At 73.4% G+C, this 17309-nt stretch carries 12 protein-coding genes; 5 read left to right on the top strand and 7 right to left on the bottom strand.

The window, feature by feature from the left end; genetic code table 11:
• Positions 1 to 14: 14 nt before the first annotated feature.
• From VR894_RS08070 to VR894_RS08055, 4 genes are all read right to left on the bottom strand, one after another.
• Positions 15 to 1571, bottom strand: coding sequence for a DUF5719 family protein (locus tag VR894_RS08070; RefSeq protein ID WP_324650866.1), 1557 nt, complete (start codon positions 1569 to 1571; stop codon positions 15 to 17).
• Complete coding sequence (locus tag VR894_RS08065) at positions 1568 to 4945, bottom strand: glycosyltransferase (protein ID WP_324650865.1); 3378 nt, start codon at positions 4943 to 4945, stop codon at positions 1568 to 1570. Before VR894_RS08065 ends, VR894_RS08070 begins: the two co-directional genes overlap by 4 nt.
• Positions 4946 to 4951: 6 nt before the next feature.
• A complete protein-coding gene (locus VR894_RS08060; RefSeq protein ID WP_416380828.1) occupies positions 4952 to 5272 on the bottom strand; it encodes a WhiB family transcriptional regulator in 321 nt (106 codons plus the stop codon).
• Positions 5273 to 5456: 184 nt separating this feature from the next.
• Positions 5457 to 6617, bottom strand: coding sequence for an AI-2E family transporter (locus tag VR894_RS08055; RefSeq protein WP_324650863.1), 1161 nt, complete (start codon positions 6615 to 6617; stop codon positions 5457 to 5459).
• Positions 6618 to 6801: 184 nt separating this feature from the next.
• Here VR894_RS08055 and VR894_RS08050 point away from each other — a divergent pair, with 184 nt between their 5' ends.
• Positions 6802 to 7665: a TIGR03089 family protein gene (locus tag VR894_RS08050; RefSeq protein ID WP_324650862.1), complete on the top strand. Its 864-nt coding sequence runs from the start codon at positions 6802 to 6804 to the stop codon at positions 7663 to 7665.
• 30 nt (positions 7666 to 7695) lie between these two features.
• On the opposite strand, the gene VR894_RS08045 is transcribed toward VR894_RS08050, so the two are convergent.
• A complete protein-coding gene (locus tag VR894_RS08045) occupies positions 7696 to 8418 on the bottom strand; it encodes a hypothetical protein (RefSeq protein ID WP_324650861.1) in 723 nt (240 codons plus the stop codon).
• Positions 8419 to 8515: 97 nt separating this feature from the next.
• Here VR894_RS08045 and rfbA point away from each other — a divergent pair, with 97 nt between their 5' ends.
• A complete protein-coding gene (gene rfbA, locus VR894_RS08040) occupies positions 8516 to 9385 on the top strand; it encodes a glucose-1-phosphate thymidylyltransferase RfbA (RefSeq protein WP_324650860.1) in 870 nt (289 codons plus the stop codon).
• Between the two features lie 27 nt (positions 9386 to 9412).
• On the opposite strand, the gene VR894_RS08035 is transcribed toward rfbA, so the two are convergent.
• Positions 9413 to 12202, bottom strand: coding sequence for a BNR-4 repeat-containing protein (locus tag VR894_RS08035; protein WP_324650859.1), 2790 nt, complete (start codon positions 12200 to 12202; stop codon positions 9413 to 9415).
• Positions 12203 to 12381: 179 nt separating this feature from the next.
• On the opposite strand from VR894_RS08035, the gene VR894_RS08030 reads away from it, so the two are divergent.
• The 3 genes from VR894_RS08030 (at position 12382) to VR894_RS08020 (ending at position 15969) form a co-directional block, all read left to right on the top strand.
• Positions 12382 to 14319, top strand: coding sequence for a SpoIID/LytB domain-containing protein (locus VR894_RS08030; RefSeq protein WP_324650858.1), 1938 nt, complete (start codon positions 12382 to 12384; stop codon positions 14317 to 14319).
• Positions 14320 to 14425: 106 nt separating this feature from the next.
• Positions 14426 to 15043: a dTDP-4-dehydrorhamnose 3,5-epimerase gene (locus VR894_RS08025; RefSeq protein WP_324650857.1), complete on the top strand. Its 618-nt coding sequence runs from the start codon at positions 14426 to 14428 to the stop codon at positions 15041 to 15043.
• Positions 15040 to 15969, top strand: a complete 930-nt coding sequence (locus tag VR894_RS08020) for a glycosyltransferase family 2 protein (RefSeq protein WP_324650856.1) — start codon at positions 15040 to 15042, stop codon at positions 15967 to 15969. Before VR894_RS08025 ends, VR894_RS08020 begins: the two co-directional genes overlap by 4 nt.
• Positions 15970 to 15997: 28 nt before the next feature.
• On the opposite strand, the gene VR894_RS08015 is transcribed toward VR894_RS08020, so the two are convergent.
• Positions 15998 to 17281: a M15 family metallopeptidase gene (locus VR894_RS08015; protein WP_324650855.1), complete on the bottom strand. Its 1284-nt coding sequence runs from the start codon at positions 17279 to 17281 to the stop codon at positions 15998 to 16000.
• Between the last annotated feature and the right edge of the window lie 28 nt (positions 17282 to 17309).

The following is a 17309-nucleotide window of genomic DNA, read 5'->3' as shown; positions in this document are numbered from 1 at the left end:
GCCGGACCGCGTGCTCAGCCCAGGGGCGCGGGGGCGGGCGCCAGGGTGACGGCGCGAGCGGCGTGCGGGTCCTCGGTCAACGGCACGGCGGACATGAGCCCGCCGTCGGGCACCGTCGCCGTGAGCATCAGCGTCGCGTGCACGGCGCCCTCCCGGGCCTGCACCTCGACGGCGGCCACGTCCTCGGCGAGGGCCGACACGTCCTCCAGCAGGCTCGTGCGCGCCCCGAGGGTCCTGCTGACGGGCTCGGCCCGGGTGCCGTCGCGCAGGACCGGCACGAGCTCGACCTCGACGGTGGACGACGAGGGGTTGGCGACGACGAGGTTCGCCCGAGTGACGAGCTCCGCGGGAACCGCGACGAGCCCGGAGGAGACGCCGGCCGTTGCGGGCACCCACGCACGGTCGACCGGCGCGGTCCCGGGGTCGTCCTCCCCCGGCCGACCGACCGTGGTGACGACGGCCGCGCCGGTGACGGGACCGTCGGCACTCACCACGGCGGTCCACGCTCCCAGGGGCATTCCTTCGAGGGAGACGTCGACGACGGCGCCCGGGTCGACGACGAGCGCGTCCGCGCCCGGGACGGGCGTGACCCCGTCCGCGCCGAGCAGCTCGAGCCGGGCGGTCACGGGCTCCTCGCCGGGGTTGACGATGCGCACCGCGGGGGCGTCGGCCCCCTCGCCGGACGTCTCGCCGAGGAAGATGCCGGGCAGCACGACGGTCCGTGCCGGCGCGGTCCCGGGGCTGATGAGGTCGGTCCCGGCAGGGACGAGGCCGCGGAGCCTGCTGTCCTGCACGACGGCGGTCACCTCGCCGCCGGTGACCTCGACGTGCACCGCGGGCCGCGGGTCCGCGGACAGGGACTCGAGCAGCACCACCCGCTGGCCGCCCGGCGGGACGAGCACGGCGCCGGCCGTGGACAGGTCGAGGGGGCCGGTGCTGCCCCACCCGGTGAGCGTGGCGCTCGCCGGGGTGTCACCGGCGTTGGACAGCACGAGCTGGGCGCTGTTGCCCGGCTCGGTGGACCCGCCGACGAGCCACGCGGAGGTCGCCGGAGGCTGGCAGGAGGCAGCGGTCAGGCCGCGGAGATCGCCCGTCTCGGTGAGGGCGACGCTCGTCCCCGCCGCGAACGCGACGGTGCCGTCGCTCGGCTCGGCCCTCAGCACGGCCGCCTCGCCGACGTCGTCGCGGTGCGCGAGACGTGCCGCGCCGCTGAGCGTGACGTCCTCCGCCTCGGCCGCCGCGAGGGTGGGCAGCAGCTGGAGCCCACCCGGTGGCTGATCCTCCCGGCCCAGGGTGAGGACGTCGAGAGCCGACCTCGTGCCCGAGCCCTCGGGGTCGAACTCGTCGTAGCCCAGGTCCTCACCGGCCACCGCCGTCGCGAGCCTGGGCGGGCCGGGGCACACCTGGGCCACGGCGGTCGCCGCGACCGGGACCTCGGTCGCGTCCACGGCCGTCTGCTCGACGGGCCACACCTCACCGGCAAGGGCGGCGCCGGCCGCCGCGGCGAGCAGCACACCACCGGAGAGGGCGGCCGCGAGGCGGCGGACGAGGGGGCGGGTCACGGTGGTCATGATGCCTCCCGCCGGCGGCGGACCGGCACCGCGAGCAGCACGACGAGACCGAGCCCGACGACCTGCGCCACCCGCCAGGGCAGCTGCCAGGCCGGCTCGTAGCTGATGTCGACACGGCCGGTGTGCGCGGGGAGCTCGAAGGCCTGCCGCCAGCCCTCCGTCGTCGCCCGCAGCGGACGGCCGTTGTAGGTCGCCCGCCAGCCGCTGTCGGCGCGCTCGGCGAGCACGACCCGCCGCCCCTCGCCGCCGGCGGGCACACGTGCCTCCACCCCGACCGCGCGGGAGGGCAGGTGCTCGACCACCGACCCGTCGGCGGCGACCACCCGCGCCCGGGCGACGGACTGGGCCGCCCCTGCCTGGTCCGCGGACCGCGAGGTGCGCCAGATGACGCCGGAGGCGTTCTCCGTCACGCGCTCGAGCCCCGCGGTCGAGTCGAGCCGCGCGACGAGGTCCTGCCGCATCGCGACCGCCGCGGGGTCGGTGACGGGCGGGACGAGGACGACACCCACGGCGAGCCGCCCGAGCTGCTCGCCGGCGTCCGGCGCGCTGCCGGTCGCGAGCTGTGCGACGAGCGCAGCGAGCTCGGTGCCGGCCTCGTCGCGGGGGACGGGACTGCCGGCGACGGTGAGCGCACGCGCCGCGACCACCGCGGAGGTCTCGGTGAGCTGGTGCCCGGCGTGCCTCCACACCTCCGCGCGGACCGCCTCGTCCGCCGCGTGCAGGGCCAGCACACGCGACCGCTCGGGACCGGTCTGCAGCTCACGGGCGAGCGCGGGGACGGGAGGCGCGTCGCGTCCCTCGAGGGCGAGCAGCGCCGGGTCCTCACCGCGCGCGTCGACGACGGACACGAGCCACACTCCCGCGGTCACAAGAGGGCCGAGCACCATGACGGTGGTGACGATCCCGGCGGACAGCTGCCGCCAGCCGAAGCTGCGGTCCGCGAGCGACTCCCGCAGACCGTCGCCGGCCGCGGTCACGGCCACGAGCACGCCGAGCAGCGCGAGCGACACCCCTGCCCCGCCCCACCCGTGGACCACCTCGCCGCTGCCGCCGAGGTCGCTCCCGACGGCGACGGGCGTGCGGGTGGACAGCAGCGCCGTCGCGAGACCCGCGACGATGGCGAGCCAGCCGGCACGGACGGCACGCGCCCTGCCGGTCCCCCTGAGGAGCGCGAGGACGGCGGCCACGAGCACGCCGACGCCCCCGGCCAGGGCGAGGGCTGTCGACCACGACCCCGCGGCGAGGCCCGGGAGGGCCATCGGCCAGCCGAGAGCGGCGAGCCACGAGCCACCGGGGTCCACTGCCAGGGGGACGCCCGGGTCACCGACGAGGAGGCGCCAGGTCCCGGCGGACGGGTCGGCGAGGGCGGCGGTCAGCAGGGGGCCCAGGAGGAGGACCGGCGGGAGGGCCGCGAGGAGGACCAGCCGCCGCCGTCGAGGGACGACGACCGCGAGTGCGAGGAGCAGGACGACGGCGGCGGGCAGCAGCACGGGGGCGCCGGCACAGGCGACGGCCAGGGCGAGCCCGGCAGCCGCGGCGGCGGAGATCGACCCCGTGGTCGGGCGTCCCGGCGAGAGCGTGGCCGGTCCGGTGGCGACGGCGACCTGCGCTCCGGGGAGGTCGTCGTCCGCCGACCGGTTCGCGTCGGCGAGCCCGGAGAGGATGACGTCGCGGCGGTGGACACCGACCGCACGCGCGATGCCGAGGGCGACCAGCGGCAGGGTGAGGTGGGCGAGCACGGCGCCGAGCCGGCCCTGACCGGTGGCGACGACCAGCGCGGGGGCCAGCGCCCAGACGGCCGCGGCCCAGACGCGCAGCAGCACCGAGCGGGTGGCGGCGCCGGCGGCGAACCACGCGCCGAGGCCGGCGAGCGGGACGGCCAGCACGAGCACCGCCGTCGTGAGCACGTTGCCGCTCCCACCGAACGGGGCCAGCGGCAGCGTGGCCACGGCCAGCACGGAGAGCAGGGGGTCGGCGGGGCCGGCGTGCCCGAGCCCGGCGGACACCCATGCGGACGTGGCGGCGCGCCACAGCTCCTGGAAGGTGGCGTCGAGGGTCGCGAGCGCGCCGCCGCGCAGCGCTCCGGCGGTCAGCAGCGGCCCGAAGGCGACGACCGCGATCGCGGTGAGACCGACGAGGAGCACTCCGAGGGTGCCGCGGCGGCGCCGGGCGAGGGCTGCCCGCTCCCTGATCTCGAGCTCGCTGGGGGCGACCCGGTGGGCGCGGCTCGCAGCAAGGGAGCGGCGCTCGTCGCGCTTGGCCCGGGCGACGTCACGCCACGACGACTGCAGCGGGCGGAGGTAGCGGAGCGGGACCCTCCGGGTGCGGCGGTGGCGGCGTCGCGCGCGCCAGACGGCGGCCGGGCGGACGAGGACCTCGGCGGCTGCCCGCATCTCCGCCCCGACGAGCCCGATCTCCTTGGTGGTCACCCGCCACAGCGCACGGACCGGGGCGAGGGCGAGGATCGCGACGACGACGAGCGGCACCCAGTACGGCGGCGTCGTCGTGAGCCAGAGGAACAGCTGGGACCGCCGTCGGGCCGCGAAGGACCGCCGCGGGTCCGGCGCCGTCTGCGGGTCCGGTCGCGGGGAGGAGAGGTCACGCAGCCCCTGGTAGGAGGCCCGCGCGTGATGGACGACGGCGTCCGGGACGACGACGACGCGGTGGCCGGCCAGCCACGCCCGCTGGGAGAGGTCAAGACCGTCACTGAAGGGCCCGAGCGACGGGTCGGGGCCGCCGAGCTCGTCCCAGACGGTGCGCCGCACGAGGACGCCGGCCGTCCCAACGGCCAGCACGTCCTCGCGGGAGTCGTGCTGACCCTGGTCGATCTCGCCGTTCTCGATGTCGGGGACGCGCCGGCCGGTGGGCGTGGCGCGCACTCCCACCTCGAGCAGGAGGTCGGGCTGAGCCCAGTCACGCTGCTTGGGCCCGGCAAGGGCGACCGAGGGCCCGGACTCCCCTGCCAGGAGCAGCGCCGCGTGGGCGCGCGGCTCCGGTGCGGAGTCGTCGTGCAGCAGCCACAGCCACCGCTCCGGCGAGGCGGGAGACAGCTCCTGCCGACGGGCGTGCTCGGCGAGGTGGGCCTCGTGGTCGGCGAGCGCCGCGCGGACGGCAGCGCCGAACGTGCGCGGTGCCGGGACCCGCAGCACCCGCACCGTGGACACCTCGCGCAGACCGGCCGCGTCGACCGCCGTCTGGACGGGGACGCCGGTGCCCACCTCGCGGCCCGGGGCACTGGTGTCGACGAGGAGCACGGTCCCGACGGGCCGGGTCTGCTCGGCCAGGCCGCGCAGGGTGCGGGAGAGGTACGGGGAGACGCCGGGGCTCACCACGACGGCGAGTGTCGTGGCGGCGCCCGCCTCAGCGTCCGTCATCAAGCATCAGACAGCCCTGCGCTTGAGCTTGCGCCGCTCCCGCTCCGAGAGTCCGCCCCAGATGCCGAACCGTTCGTCGTTGGCCAGGGCGTACTCCAGGCACTCGGCTCGCACCTCGCACACCGTGCACACCCGCTTCGCCTCACGCGTGGACCCGCCCTTCTCCGGGAAGAAGGCCTCCGGGTCCGTCTGGGCGCACAGCGCCCGCTCCTGCCATCCCAGTACTCCCTCGTCACCGAGGTCGTCGAGGACGTAGAGCCCCGGCTGAGCGGCGGTGTCTGCAACGACTCCGGTGCTCAGCGGGCCATCACCGAGAATGTTCCACACTGTTCTTCCCATCGTCGACCTTCGGTTCCCACCTGAATTACACGCGTGTCATACCCGTCCCGTCAAGCGGAACGGTGCTATGAGGGATGGTTCACGGTGTGCTCGTCGCCCCACGGGCACCACTGGCCCCATGGCGGTCCCGTGGTCAGGCACCTGGTGTGCACAGGAGGCCGCCCGCCGGCCGCTAGACCGACTCCTCCCGCTTCTGTCGCGCGAAGCGCGCGGGCAGCTCGGGCCCGTCCCACACCTGCACAGCCCGCCAGATCGACGCCGTGATCGGCACCGCGAGGACGGCACCGGTGATCCCCGCGAGCACGGTGCCCGCGGTCAGGGCGACGAGGATCACCAGCGGGTGCAGCCGCAGCGCCCGGCCCATGACGATCGGCTGCAGGAGGTCCCCCTCGAGCTGGTTCACCACGACGACGATCGCCACCACGACGAGCGCCTCGACCGGGCCGACCGCCACGAGGGCCACGAGCGCGGCGAGGATGCCGGCGAGCGTCGCACCGACGAGCGGGATGAACGCCAGGAGGAACACGAGCACGGCCAGCGGGATCGCCAGCGGCACCCCCACGATCGCCAGGCCGATGCCGATGAAGACGGCGTCGACCGCGGCGATGATCGCGGTGCCCCGCACGTACCCGCCGAGCGTGCTGATCGTCGTGTCACCGACCCGCCGGCCGCGCTCGTAGCGGTGCCCCTCGAACGGGCGCAGGAGGAACTCCCACAGCTTCGGGCCGTCCTTGAGGAAGAAGAACAGCACGACGACCATGATGAAGAACCCGGCCACGAAGTTCGCGGTCTGCGACGCGCCCGCGATCGCGCCCGAGCCCACCGCGTCGGACTGCAGCAGGCCGACGACGGAGTCCTGGAACGACTGGAGCTGCTCCTCGCTGATCTCGAACGGCAGGTTCCGCACGTAGGTCTGCAGCTCCTCGAAGCCCTCGACGGCCTGGTCGCGCAGCTCGTCCCACTGGTTGACGACGGCCAGCGAGACCAGCCACACGATCCCGGACAGCAGCGCCACGATGGTGAGGAGTGCCGCTCCCGTCGCGAGGATGGACGGGACGCCCTTGCGGCGCAGGAAGGACACCAGCGGCGAGATCGCCGCCGCCAGGACCAGCGCGATGAGCACGGGGATGACGACGAGCGTCAGCCGAGTCATGACGAAGACGAACACGGCGAACACGGCAGCGACCGCCAGCACCTGCACGGACCGCGTGCCCGCCCGCCCGAACCCGTCCGACCACAGGCGCGACGCTCCCTCGGGGAGTCGCGCGGGCTCCTCGACGCGACGGACCTCGACCGGCGGGTCGTCACGCACTCGACGACTGAACGGACCCATTGATGCCTCCTCGGTGCTGTGCCGGCAAGCCGCCGAAGGCCTCGGCCCTGGACCGAGCCGCCACCGCCGCTCCACGCGGCGCGGTGACTCGCAGCGAGGCTCCGGCCCGCGCAGCGTAACGGGCACAGGCCGCAGACGCCCTGGCGGGAGAAGCACGGCCCGCGCCCACGAGTACGCTGCCGGTATGAGCATCGCGACCAGGGTGCTGGACCTCCTCACCGGGGAGGAGCCCAACCAGCCCCGCCTCACCTGGTACGGCCCCGACGACGAGCGCGTCGAGCTCTCCGGGCGCGTCCTGGCCAACTGGGTCACCAAGGCCACGAACATGCTCGTCGAGGAGTGCGAGGTCGAGCCCGGCTCCCGGGTCCTCCTCGACGTCCCCGTGCACTGGCGCGCGCTCGTGTGGGCGATGGCCACGTGGTGCGCCGGCGGCGAGCTCGTGCTTCCGCCCGAGGACGCCTTCACGGCCGGCGACGACGAGGACCTCGCCGCCGACGACCCCTACGAGCCCGAACTGACCGACGACGGCGAGGACGAGGACACCGACGACGACGAGTCGGAGTTCGTCCCCGACGAGACCCCCGAGGAGCCCGACGTCGCCGTGACCTCACGAGCGAGCGGAGCCCCGAGCGCCGGCCTCGTGCTCGTCGTCGCCCTGCCGGCGCTCGCCATGCACGTCGAGGACCCGATCCCCAGCGGCGCGCTCGACGCCGCCGCGGCCCTGATGAGCTACGGGGACCACCTGGGGTACGTCCAGGAGCCCACCGACGACGACGCCGCCCTCTCCGGCCCCGAGGTGGCCGGCTCGGACGGCGGTCCCGTGCGGTACGGGGAGCTCGCCGGGTGGTGCCGCGAGCAGACTCCCGCCAGCCACCGCGACGAGGAGCGGCCACGGGTCATGTGCACCCCGGGCAGCCACACCGAGATGCTGGCGCACGCGGTCGCGGCGTGGCGCGCCGGCGGCTCGCTCGTCCTCCTCGGTGAGGATGTCGACTCCGGCCGGTTCACCGCCATCGCCGCGGACGAGCGTGCGTCCGTGCACTGCTGACGCCCGCGCCGAGGCTCGGGGACGCCGGCGCTAGCTCACCGCGACGCGCAGCGTGGTGCCGGGGCCGGTGACCCGCACCGCCCTCAGCGGCGCGACCGCCATGAGCGCCGCACCCGTCATCTCCAGGAGCTCCTCGAGGTGGTACACCGCCACCGCGGCGGGACTCTGGACGCCGCCGTCGCCGTGGAGCTGGCTGCCCACCAGCTCCAGGCCGACGGCACCGGTGAAGAAGACCGCCAGGCCGCCGAGCAGCAGAGGCCGCACCGCGGCGGGCACCCGACGGGCGAGGAGCACCGCAACGACGCCCACCCCCAAGGCCAACGGGATTCCGACCGCCAGCCAGACGAAGGGCAGCGTCTCCGCCGAGACGAGTAGCCGCCCGACCCGGTGCAGGTGCTCGTGCAGCGCGACGAGCTCGTCGAGGGAGAACGCGAGCAGGAGGGCCGCGATGGCCGCGGTCGGCCAGACACCGGCCAGCCGCTGGGAGCGCAGCAACCAGGCGAGCATGACCGTCACGGTGGCCCCGGCCACGAGCACGGAGGCGGACCACCAGGTCGGGATGTTGCCCTCCACCCCCACGTTGAGGTACGCGTGGCCGCCACCGCCGACCTGGAAGAAGCGGTGGTCGACGAGCTCCAGGGTGACGTAGCTGGTCAGCGTCAGCGCGGCGGAGACCGCGACGAGCGCCGCGAGGAGCTGCCGCCACGGCAGCACACGGCCGTCTCCGGCCGGGGAGACTGCGGGACCGTCCATCCGCAGGACTCTAGTGGTGCGCGTCCCGGCTCCGGCCGACGGCAGGCCGCCGACCACCGAGTTCCATCGGAGAGGTCCGTGCGCCAGACTGTGCCCCATGCGAGGAATCATTCTGGCCGGTGGATCCGGCACGCGGTTGCACCCGATCACCCAGGGCGTGAGCAAGCAGCTCGTACCGGTCTACGACAAGCCGATGGTCTACTACCCGCTGACCACGCTCATGCTCGCCGGCATCCGCGACGTGCTCGTCATCACCACCCCCCACGACGCCGAGTCCTTCCACCGCCTGCTCGGCGACGGCTCGCAGTTCGGCATCTCCATCAGCTACGCCGTCCAGGCCGAGCCCAACGGCCTCGCCCAGGCCTTCGTCCTCGGCGCGGACTTCATCGGCGACGACGACGCCGCTCTCGTGCTGGGCGACAACATCTTCTACGGCCCCGGCATGGGCAGCACGCTGAGCCGCTTCGAGAAGATCGACGGCGGGGCCGTCTTCGCCTACCACGTGGCCGAGCCGACCGCGTACGGCGTCGTCGAGTTCGACGAGAACTTCACCGCCGTCTCCATCGAGGAGAAGCCGGCCCACCCGAAGAGCTCCTACGCGGTGCCCGGCCTGTACTTCTACGACAACGACGTCGTGGGCATCGCCCGGGACCTGAAGCCGTCGGCCCGCGGGGAGTACGAGATCACCGACGTCAACCGGGCCTACCTCGAGGCCGGCCGGCTGAAGGTGGAGGTGCTGCCGCGGGGTACCGCCTGGCTCGACACCGGCACCTTCGACTCCCTGGCCGACGCCACCGCCTTCGTGCGCACCGTGGAGGCCCGCCAGGGCCTGAAGATCGGCTGCCCGGAGGAGGTCGCCTGGCGCCGAGGCTTCCTGTCCGACGACGAGCTGCGCGAGCGCGCCGAGCCGCTGCGCAAGTCCGGCTACGGCGAGTACCTGCTCGGCCTGCTCCTCCACGAACGCTGAGCGGATCGCGGGCCGGGTGAGGGCCGGCTATCGGGTGGAAGTGACCGACGGCGTGGGAGTGGGCTCGGCGGTGGGCTCTTCCACCGGCCCCTCCTGCTCGGCCACCGGCCCCTCCTGCTCGGCCACCGGCGGCGGGGGGTCGTCCGCGGGGGTCGTGGGCTCACCGTGCGCGGGCGGCGTCGATTCCTCGACAGGCGGAGTCGGTTCCGCACCGACCGGCGGCGACGTGGGCTCCTCGACCTCCGTGGGCAGGGTGGGACGGAGCGCCACGAGCCCGGGTGAGACCTGCAGCACGTACACGTACTGCGGCGGGTGGCTGGCCAGGCCCTCACCGTCGATCTGCCTGACGTTCTGGACGAAGACGTCGAGGATTCCCCGCGACCGCCACAGGTCCAGGTCGTAGCCGGGCTCCCACTCACCCAGGGGCGAGGTCGTGAGGTCCCGCACCTCCCACGTCTGCTCGGCCCAGTCGGTGAGCGTGGCGAGCGTCGCCACGGAGCCGCGGTCGACGTCCCGGATAAGGAGGTGTGCCTGCGCCGCCTCCCCGGAGCCGGTGACGAGGATCTGGGGCCGCGCGATCGGCACGGACTTGGTGCCACCGCCGCTGAGTGAGAAGTCGGTGACCCGGAAGTCCGACTCGCGGCGCTCCCAGACCCCCGGCTCGACCGAGCGCAGCACCTGGTACTGCACCCCATGGCCCGAGTCCCAGTAGGAGGCGACGTACGGGTTGCCCTCCGCGTCGACGGTCATCGACGTCTGGTTCATGAGGTCGCTGCCCTCGGGCACGATCTCCGCGTACTCGGCGTCGGTCTTGCGGATCGGGACCGTGTACCGCTCGCCGCTCGTCCGTTCCCACTGCCGTCCAGTGGCGTCCGTCGATCGGGCATACGCGACGTCGTGGTTCGTCGCGACGTCGGCGGTCCGGCGCCACGTCCATGACAGGTGCAGCCGCCCCTCGGAGTCGACGGCCGCCTGCCAGTAGGCCGAGCGCTTGGCCTCACCGGCGATGAGGTTGTCGTGCACACGCTCCCACCGCTGCTCCCTGGTGACGTAGCGGTTGAGGACGACGTTGCCGTCACCCGAGCTGCCGTGGCGATATAGGAAGAACAGGTTCCCGTCGGGGAGCCGGAAGAACTCCGGGTAGGTCACCACTCCTTCGAGGCCCCTCCGCGGCACCATCGTCCGGGTCGGTCCGAGGTCCAGCGAGAACGGCTCGACGGACCGCGCGTACGTCAACCGGGAGTTGTGCTGCCCCCACGAGACGTGGAGGTAGCCGTCCCCGTCCACGGTCAGGCTGATCGAGTTGTGCGCGTCGGTGACGTTGCCGGTGTACTGCGACCAGCTGTACTCCCACGCCCCGCCGTCACGGTCGCGGTGCGCGAGGACCAGGGTGCCGATGGCGTCGAAGTACGCCGTGTACTGCCGGCACGTGCCGTCCGGCGCCTCCGCCGTCACGAGCGAGCTCTTGCGGAACGCCGTCGTGTTCACCGAGTTGTTCGCCCAGGCGGCGGTCAGGGGCACGAGCGTCCCGGCGTCCTGTGCGGCGACGACGGGGGTGGCTCGTCCCGGGCGGTGGGCGAGGGTGCGGGCGCGGCCGTCCCAGTCCCCGACGAGGACGTGGTCCGTGGCACGGCCGTAGTCGGTCACCAGATCGGCAGGGCCACCGCCGAGGGAGTTCTTCACGTGGTACGTCGAGCCGCGACGGACGGTCACCGTGTCGGTGCCGTCCGCGTCCCAGTCGCCCACGAGCACGACGTCGGCGGGTCGTCCGTACGAGGTGACGACGTCGGCCGGCCCGCCGGTGACTGTCCGCTTGAAGTGGAACTCGCTGCCGCGACGGATCGCGATGGTGTCGGCGCCGGTGCCGAACCAGTCACCCGGGTAGGCCTCGTCGTCCGGCCGGCCGTAGACGACGACCCGGTCCGCGACGCCTGCGGTGATGGAGTTCTTCACGTGGTACTCGCTGCCGCGGCGGACCGCGAGGGTGTCCACGCCGTCCCCGTCCCAGTCCCCCACGAGCACAGTGTCCTGCGGCCGGCCGTAGACGACGACCTCGTCCGCCGCACCGTCACTGATCGAGTTCTTGAAGTAGTAGACGTTGCCCCTGCGCACGGCCAGGGTGTCGACGCCGTCGCCGTCCCAGTCCCCCACGAGCACCGTGTCCTGCGCCCGCCCGTAGGCGACGACGCCGTGCGCCTCGCCCGGGGAGATCTCGTTCTTGAGGTAGTACGTGCTGCCGCGCCGCACACCCAGGGAGTCCTGCCCGTTGCCTACGGACACTGAGAGGGTCTCCCGGTCGAAACGCTGGGTGCGCCGTGTCCCCTCGATGCTCTCCGGGCCGATGGGCACACCGAGGCCGTCGACCCCGCCGCGTGCGACGAAGGCCGCGTACAGCGGCCCCTTGACGGAGAACTCCCCCGCGGCGGAGATGTACAGGGCACCGAACTCGAACGACTGGTGCCCGACGCCTCCCGTGGTCTCCAGCGCGGACGTCGGGTAGCCGAGCTCACCGTGTCCGCCGTCGCGGAGGAACGCCTCGAGCATCCGGCCCGTGACGGCGTGCACTCCGGCCGGGGTCGCGTAGAGGCGCCCGTTCGCGTAGTCGCGAGCGACGGCGTTGAAACCGACCTGGTACTGCGCGGAGGTCGTCCGGCCCACCGAGTCCGAGCCGTTGTTGAAGACCCACGACTCGATCGGTCCGACGGGCTCGGACACATCCGCGGCGGCGGGGGGCAGCGCAGCGGGTGCGACCGCGAGCGCAGCCACGACCGCCGCGACGCGCACCACGGTTCTCAGGAGCGTACGGTCCAGCGTCACAGTCGACAATCCTCGGTTCTTCGGACGACTCGACCGCCAATATCGGTCCTTCCAGCCGGAAGCATCGGTCCTCGCAGCCGCGCTCTGAGCGTTTCGCAGCTGTGACCTTCGTCGCCGCGGGCGCCTGAGCGACGCGGGCTACCATCTGCAGGTCGGACCACCCGTTCGGAGGGGGAACCATGCACAGACGACGCAACGCGGCGTCCGTCGGCTCGCTGCTCGCACTGCTGCTGAGCACGCTCGTCGTCACGGCCGCACCGGCGAGCGCAGCCGAGGAGCACTACCCGGTGCCGGCCAGCGGTTCCTGGGAGGTCGACGGCCGCGGCTGGGGTCACGGCATCGGGCTGTCCCAGTGGGGCGCGAAGGGTGCGGCCGAGCAGGGCCTGAGCTACCGGCAGATCCTCGGGTTCTACTACCCGGGCACCACGGTGGGACAGGTGCCCAACAGCACCATCCCGGTCGCACTGACGGCCCTGGTCCCGACGAACACCGTCACGCTGTGGAACCCACCCACCAGTGACCGGCTCTTCGTCGGTGCGCCCGGCAGCGCGCAGGTCGAGTGGGGCACCGGCTACATCACCGTGAGCCGCACGGCCGACGGCTACCTCGCCGAGCTCCGCGAGGTGCGCGGCGGACCGGTCGTCCAGGACAAGCACGTCGCCGGGACCCAGCTCGAGATCCGCAGCGGCGGGCGCGGCACCCCTGGCGAGCAGGGGCTCGTCGTCACGCGCGACCAGAACGCGACGAGCGGTACCTGGTACCGCGGCACCATCCAGCTCCGCCCGAGCACGACCGCGACCACCTTCGACGTCCGCAACCATGTGCGGCTCGAGGACTACCTCCTCGGCGTGGTGCCTCGCGAGTCGCCCTCCTACTTCCCCACGCACGCCCTTCGGTCGCAGGCTGTCGCGGCACGCAGCTACGTGCTCGCCGAGGGGCGCAGCGTCACCTGCGACACGACCGCCTGCCAGGTCTACGGCGGCGCCGCAGTCGTCGACCGCAACCGTGGGATCGTCGAGCAGCGGGAGTGGCCCACGACGACCCAGGCGGTGCGGGACACAGCCGGCGAGGTCCGCTCCTACGACGGCCAGGTCGCCTTCACCCAGTTCTCCGCGACCAACGGCGGGTACTCGGTGCGCGGCAGCAAGCCCTATCTCGTGGCCAAGCCCGATCCCTACTCCGGCACCGCCAGCGGGGACACCCGCTCCCGGTGGACCGGCACGCTGCCCGTCTCGCGCGTGCAGCAGCACTGCCCCGACGGTGGCACGCTGCGCACGCTCGTCGTCACCGGCCGGGACGGCAACGGCGAGTGGGGCGGGCGGATCACCTCCGCGCGCGTCGAGTGCACCACCGGGTCGGCGACCATCACGAACGCCACGTCGCTGCGGTTCGGCATGTTCTCCCCCTGGTGGCGACCGACCAGCGGTCCGGTCCAGCAGTACGGCTTCTTCCTCAACGACACGTGGGGCGGGGAGGCCAACCACGTCTTCGCCTACGGTCGGGACGACGACGAGGTGTTCGTCGGCGACTGGGACGGTGACGGTGTCGACACCATCGCCCTGCGCCGCGGCAACGTCTTCTACATCTCCAACCGGCAGGGTGGCGGGGAGGCGGATGTGGTCCTCGGCTACGGGCGCCCGGGCGACGTCGTCCTCGTCGGGGACTGGGACGGCGACGGCAAGGACACCTTCGCGGTGCGCCGGGGCAAGGAGTACCACATCCGCAACTCGCTCTCCTCCGGGCCCGCCCACACCGTCGTCGCCTACGGGCGGTCGACCGACAGCGTGCTCGTCGGGGACTGGGACGGTAACGGCACCGACACCCTCGCCGTGCGCCGCGGGGCCCAGTACTTCGTGAAGAACGCGATCGCCGGCGGCAACGCGGACGTCGTCGCCGTCTACGGCCGGCCCGACGACGCCGTCCTCGTCGGAGACTGGGACGCCGATGCGCGCGACACCCTCGCGGTGCGTCGCGGCAACGCCTACTACATGAAGAACGTCATCAGCGCCGGCCCCGCAGACCGGGTCCAGGTGTTCGGCCGGGCCACTGACGAGGTGCTCGTCGGTGACTGGGACGGCAACGGCACCGATACCCTCGGGGTGCGCCGCACCCCGTGACGAGCGTGCTGCGGCGCGGCCAGTGCCGCGGCACCCGCTCGGGCCGGCACCGCAAGGACAGCGACCTCGTGCAGACCTGCGCGAGGAGGAACCGGAGGAGTCCACCGTGCAGTTCCGTGAGTTGAGCATCGCCGGAGCCTGGGAGATCACCCCGCGGCTCCACGGCGACGACCGAGGAGTGTTCCTCGAGGTCTTCAAGGAGCAGGCGTTCGTCGAGGCCGTCGGCCACCCCTTCACGCTCAAGCAGGCCAACTCCTCCGTCTCCGCCGCCGGAGTGGTCCGCGGCGTCCACTTCGCCCAGCTCCCGCCGTCCCAGGCGAAGTACGTCAGCTGCCCACGCGGAGCGGTGCTGGACGTCGTCGTGGACATCCGGGTGGGCTCGCCCACTTTCGGGCAGTGGGACAGCGTGCTGCTCGACGACGTGGACCGTCGCTCCATCTACATCTCCGAGGGGCTCGGGCACGCCTTCTGCTCCCTTGAGGACGACTCGACCGTGGTCTACCTCTGCTCCGAGCCGTACGCGCCCGGGCGGGAGCACGGGATCAACCCGCTGAGCGACGAGGTCGGCATCGAGTGGCCCACCACCGCCCGGGACGGGCGCCCGCTGCAGCTGCAGCTCTCGGACAAGGACGAGGCAGCTCCCGGCCTCACCGCGGCCCAGGACCAGGGCCTGCTGCCGCAGTACGACGAGGTGCTGGAGTTCCTGGCCTCGTTGCGCGCGTGAGCGGCACCGCACCGGCACGCGTGGACGGCGTGGTCGCCGTCGTCGTCACCTACGAGCCCGACCTCGCCGTCACCGGGCCCCTCCTCACGGCTCTCGCCGCGCAGTGCCAGGCGGTGGTGGTCGTGGACAACGGCTCCGCGGCGCAGCTGCGTGCGGACCTGCGGGAGGAGTGCACCCGGCTGGGCGCCGAGCTCGTGGAGCTGCCGACCAACCGGGGCATCGCCGCGGCCCAGAACGTGGGCATCGGCCGCGCCACCGACGCCCGGTACGTGCTGCTCATGGATCAGGACTCCCTGCCTGCTCCCGACATGGTGGCCCGGCTGGCGACCGGCGCGCGCCAGGCCGCAGCCGACGGCGCACCGGTCGGAGCGGTCGGGCCGGTCTCGGCCGACACCCGCTCCACCACCGAGCAGATGGTCTACGTCTCGCGGACGTGGGGGCCGCGTCGTGCTCGCGAGGAGGAGATGCACGCCGAGCGGGTGGAGACGGCGTTCCTCATCGCCTCCGGCTGCCTCGTGCCCGTGCCGGTGCTGCAGGACGTAGGGGCGATGAACGAGGCGTGGTTCATCGACCACGTCGACCTCGAGTGGGGGCTGCGGGCGCGCCGCGCCGGGTACCACCTGTACGCGATCCCCGGCGCGCACCTGGCCCACAGCCTGGGTGACCGCCTGACCAAGCTCCCCGGCCGGGCCCAGGAGGTGCACGTGCACTCCCCCGTGCGCACCTACTACCTGGCGCGCAACACGGTGCTGCTCGTGCGCTCCGGCCTGCTCGGGTGGCGCTGGACCGTGGGCTATCTCGTCTGGCTGGGCAAGTACGTGGCCTTCAACGCGCTGCTGGCCGCGCCGCGCCGCCAGCGGGTGCGGCGGATGGCGCAGGGACTGCGGGACGGCGTGCTGGGACGCACCGGGCCGGCGCCGCGATAGCCAGGGCGCCCGGCCGAGCAGGCCCCGGTCAGCGCCGGTAGTCGAAGTGCCAGGCCTCGGGGTTGGAGCCGCCCTCGCGGTTCCACGGCATGTTGTGCCAGCCGAAGCGCGGGCCGTTGTCCCGGAGCCACAGGTAGGGCTGGGTCCCGAACTCGATCTCGATGCGCCCTCCGAAGTCGATCGCCAGGCCGTAGCCGTGCGGGGACCGGCCCGGACGCGCGGCGGTCGGCGGCCCGGTCTCCTCCCAGATGTACTGCTGGTCCTCGTAGCTGCGGTACGTCGTGAACGGCGCGTGGTTGATCGGCAGCGGCGCTCCGAAGCGGGCCCGGTACGCACGGTCGAAGGCGACCAGGTCGGTGACGGCGCGGCAGCTGACCGCGTGCGTCGGCAGGAACGGGACCGGGCACAGCGCGGAGTGGCTCAGCCGCCCGTTGCGCGCGTCGTACCGGCCGGAGGTGGCGTCCACCCCGGCGAGCCGGGACGGCGTGACCCAGCCGTCGGCGTGCCGCTCCAGCGCGGGGCGCAGACGGTGCAGGCCCAGGGAGTCCACGCCGTCGCCGTTCCAGTCGCCCACGAGCGCGCCGTCCGTCTCGCGACCGTAGACGACGACGCGGTCGGCCGGCCCGACGCGGATCGCGTCGGCCACGTAGTAGGTCCGTCCGCGGCGCACCGTGAAGGTGTCCTCGCCGTCACCGTCCCAGTCCCCCACGAGGACGTCGTCGTCGGGACGGCCGTAGACGACGACCTCGTCCGCCGGGCCGGCGTGCAGCGAGTTCTTCACCAGGTACTGGGCCCCACGACGCACCCCGAGCGTGTCGACGCCGTCACCGTCCCAGTCCCCGACGAGCACCTCGTCCTCCGCCTTGCCGTACCCGAAGACGACGTCCGCGGGACCGGCCGTCAGGGAGTTCTTCACGTGATAGACGTTCCCGCGGCGCACGGCCAGCGTGTCGACGCCGTCACCGTCCCAGTCACCGACGAGGGCGACGTCCCAGGGCCGGCCGTAGCCGAACTGCCGGTGGGGGCCGCCGGAGGTGTTGGTGTTGCGGACCGAGAAGACGTTGGTGAGGTTCCGCGCGCCGAGGGTGTCGGTCCCGTTGCCGTCCCAGTCGCCCACCCAGTAGCGGTCGGTCTGGACGCCGTAGGTGAACACGGTGCTCGCCTCGGAGCTGAAGCTGTCGGACAGGTAGAAGTCGTTGCCCCAGCCCTCGCTCTGGCCGCCCTTGGCCGCGGCACCGGTGGCCCCTGTCACCCCCGCCGTCATCGCCAGAAGTCCTGCCACCGCACCCGTGATCCACCGTCGCCCTCGCACCCGGTCAGGCTAGCCAGCACCGCCGCGG

Origin of the sequence: Georgenia sp. H159 (assembly GCF_035607575.1) — a bacterium.
GTDB lineage: Bacteria > Actinomycetota > Actinomycetes > Actinomycetales > Actinomycetaceae > Oceanitalea.
This window is presented reverse-complemented; position numbering and strand designations above follow the sequence as displayed.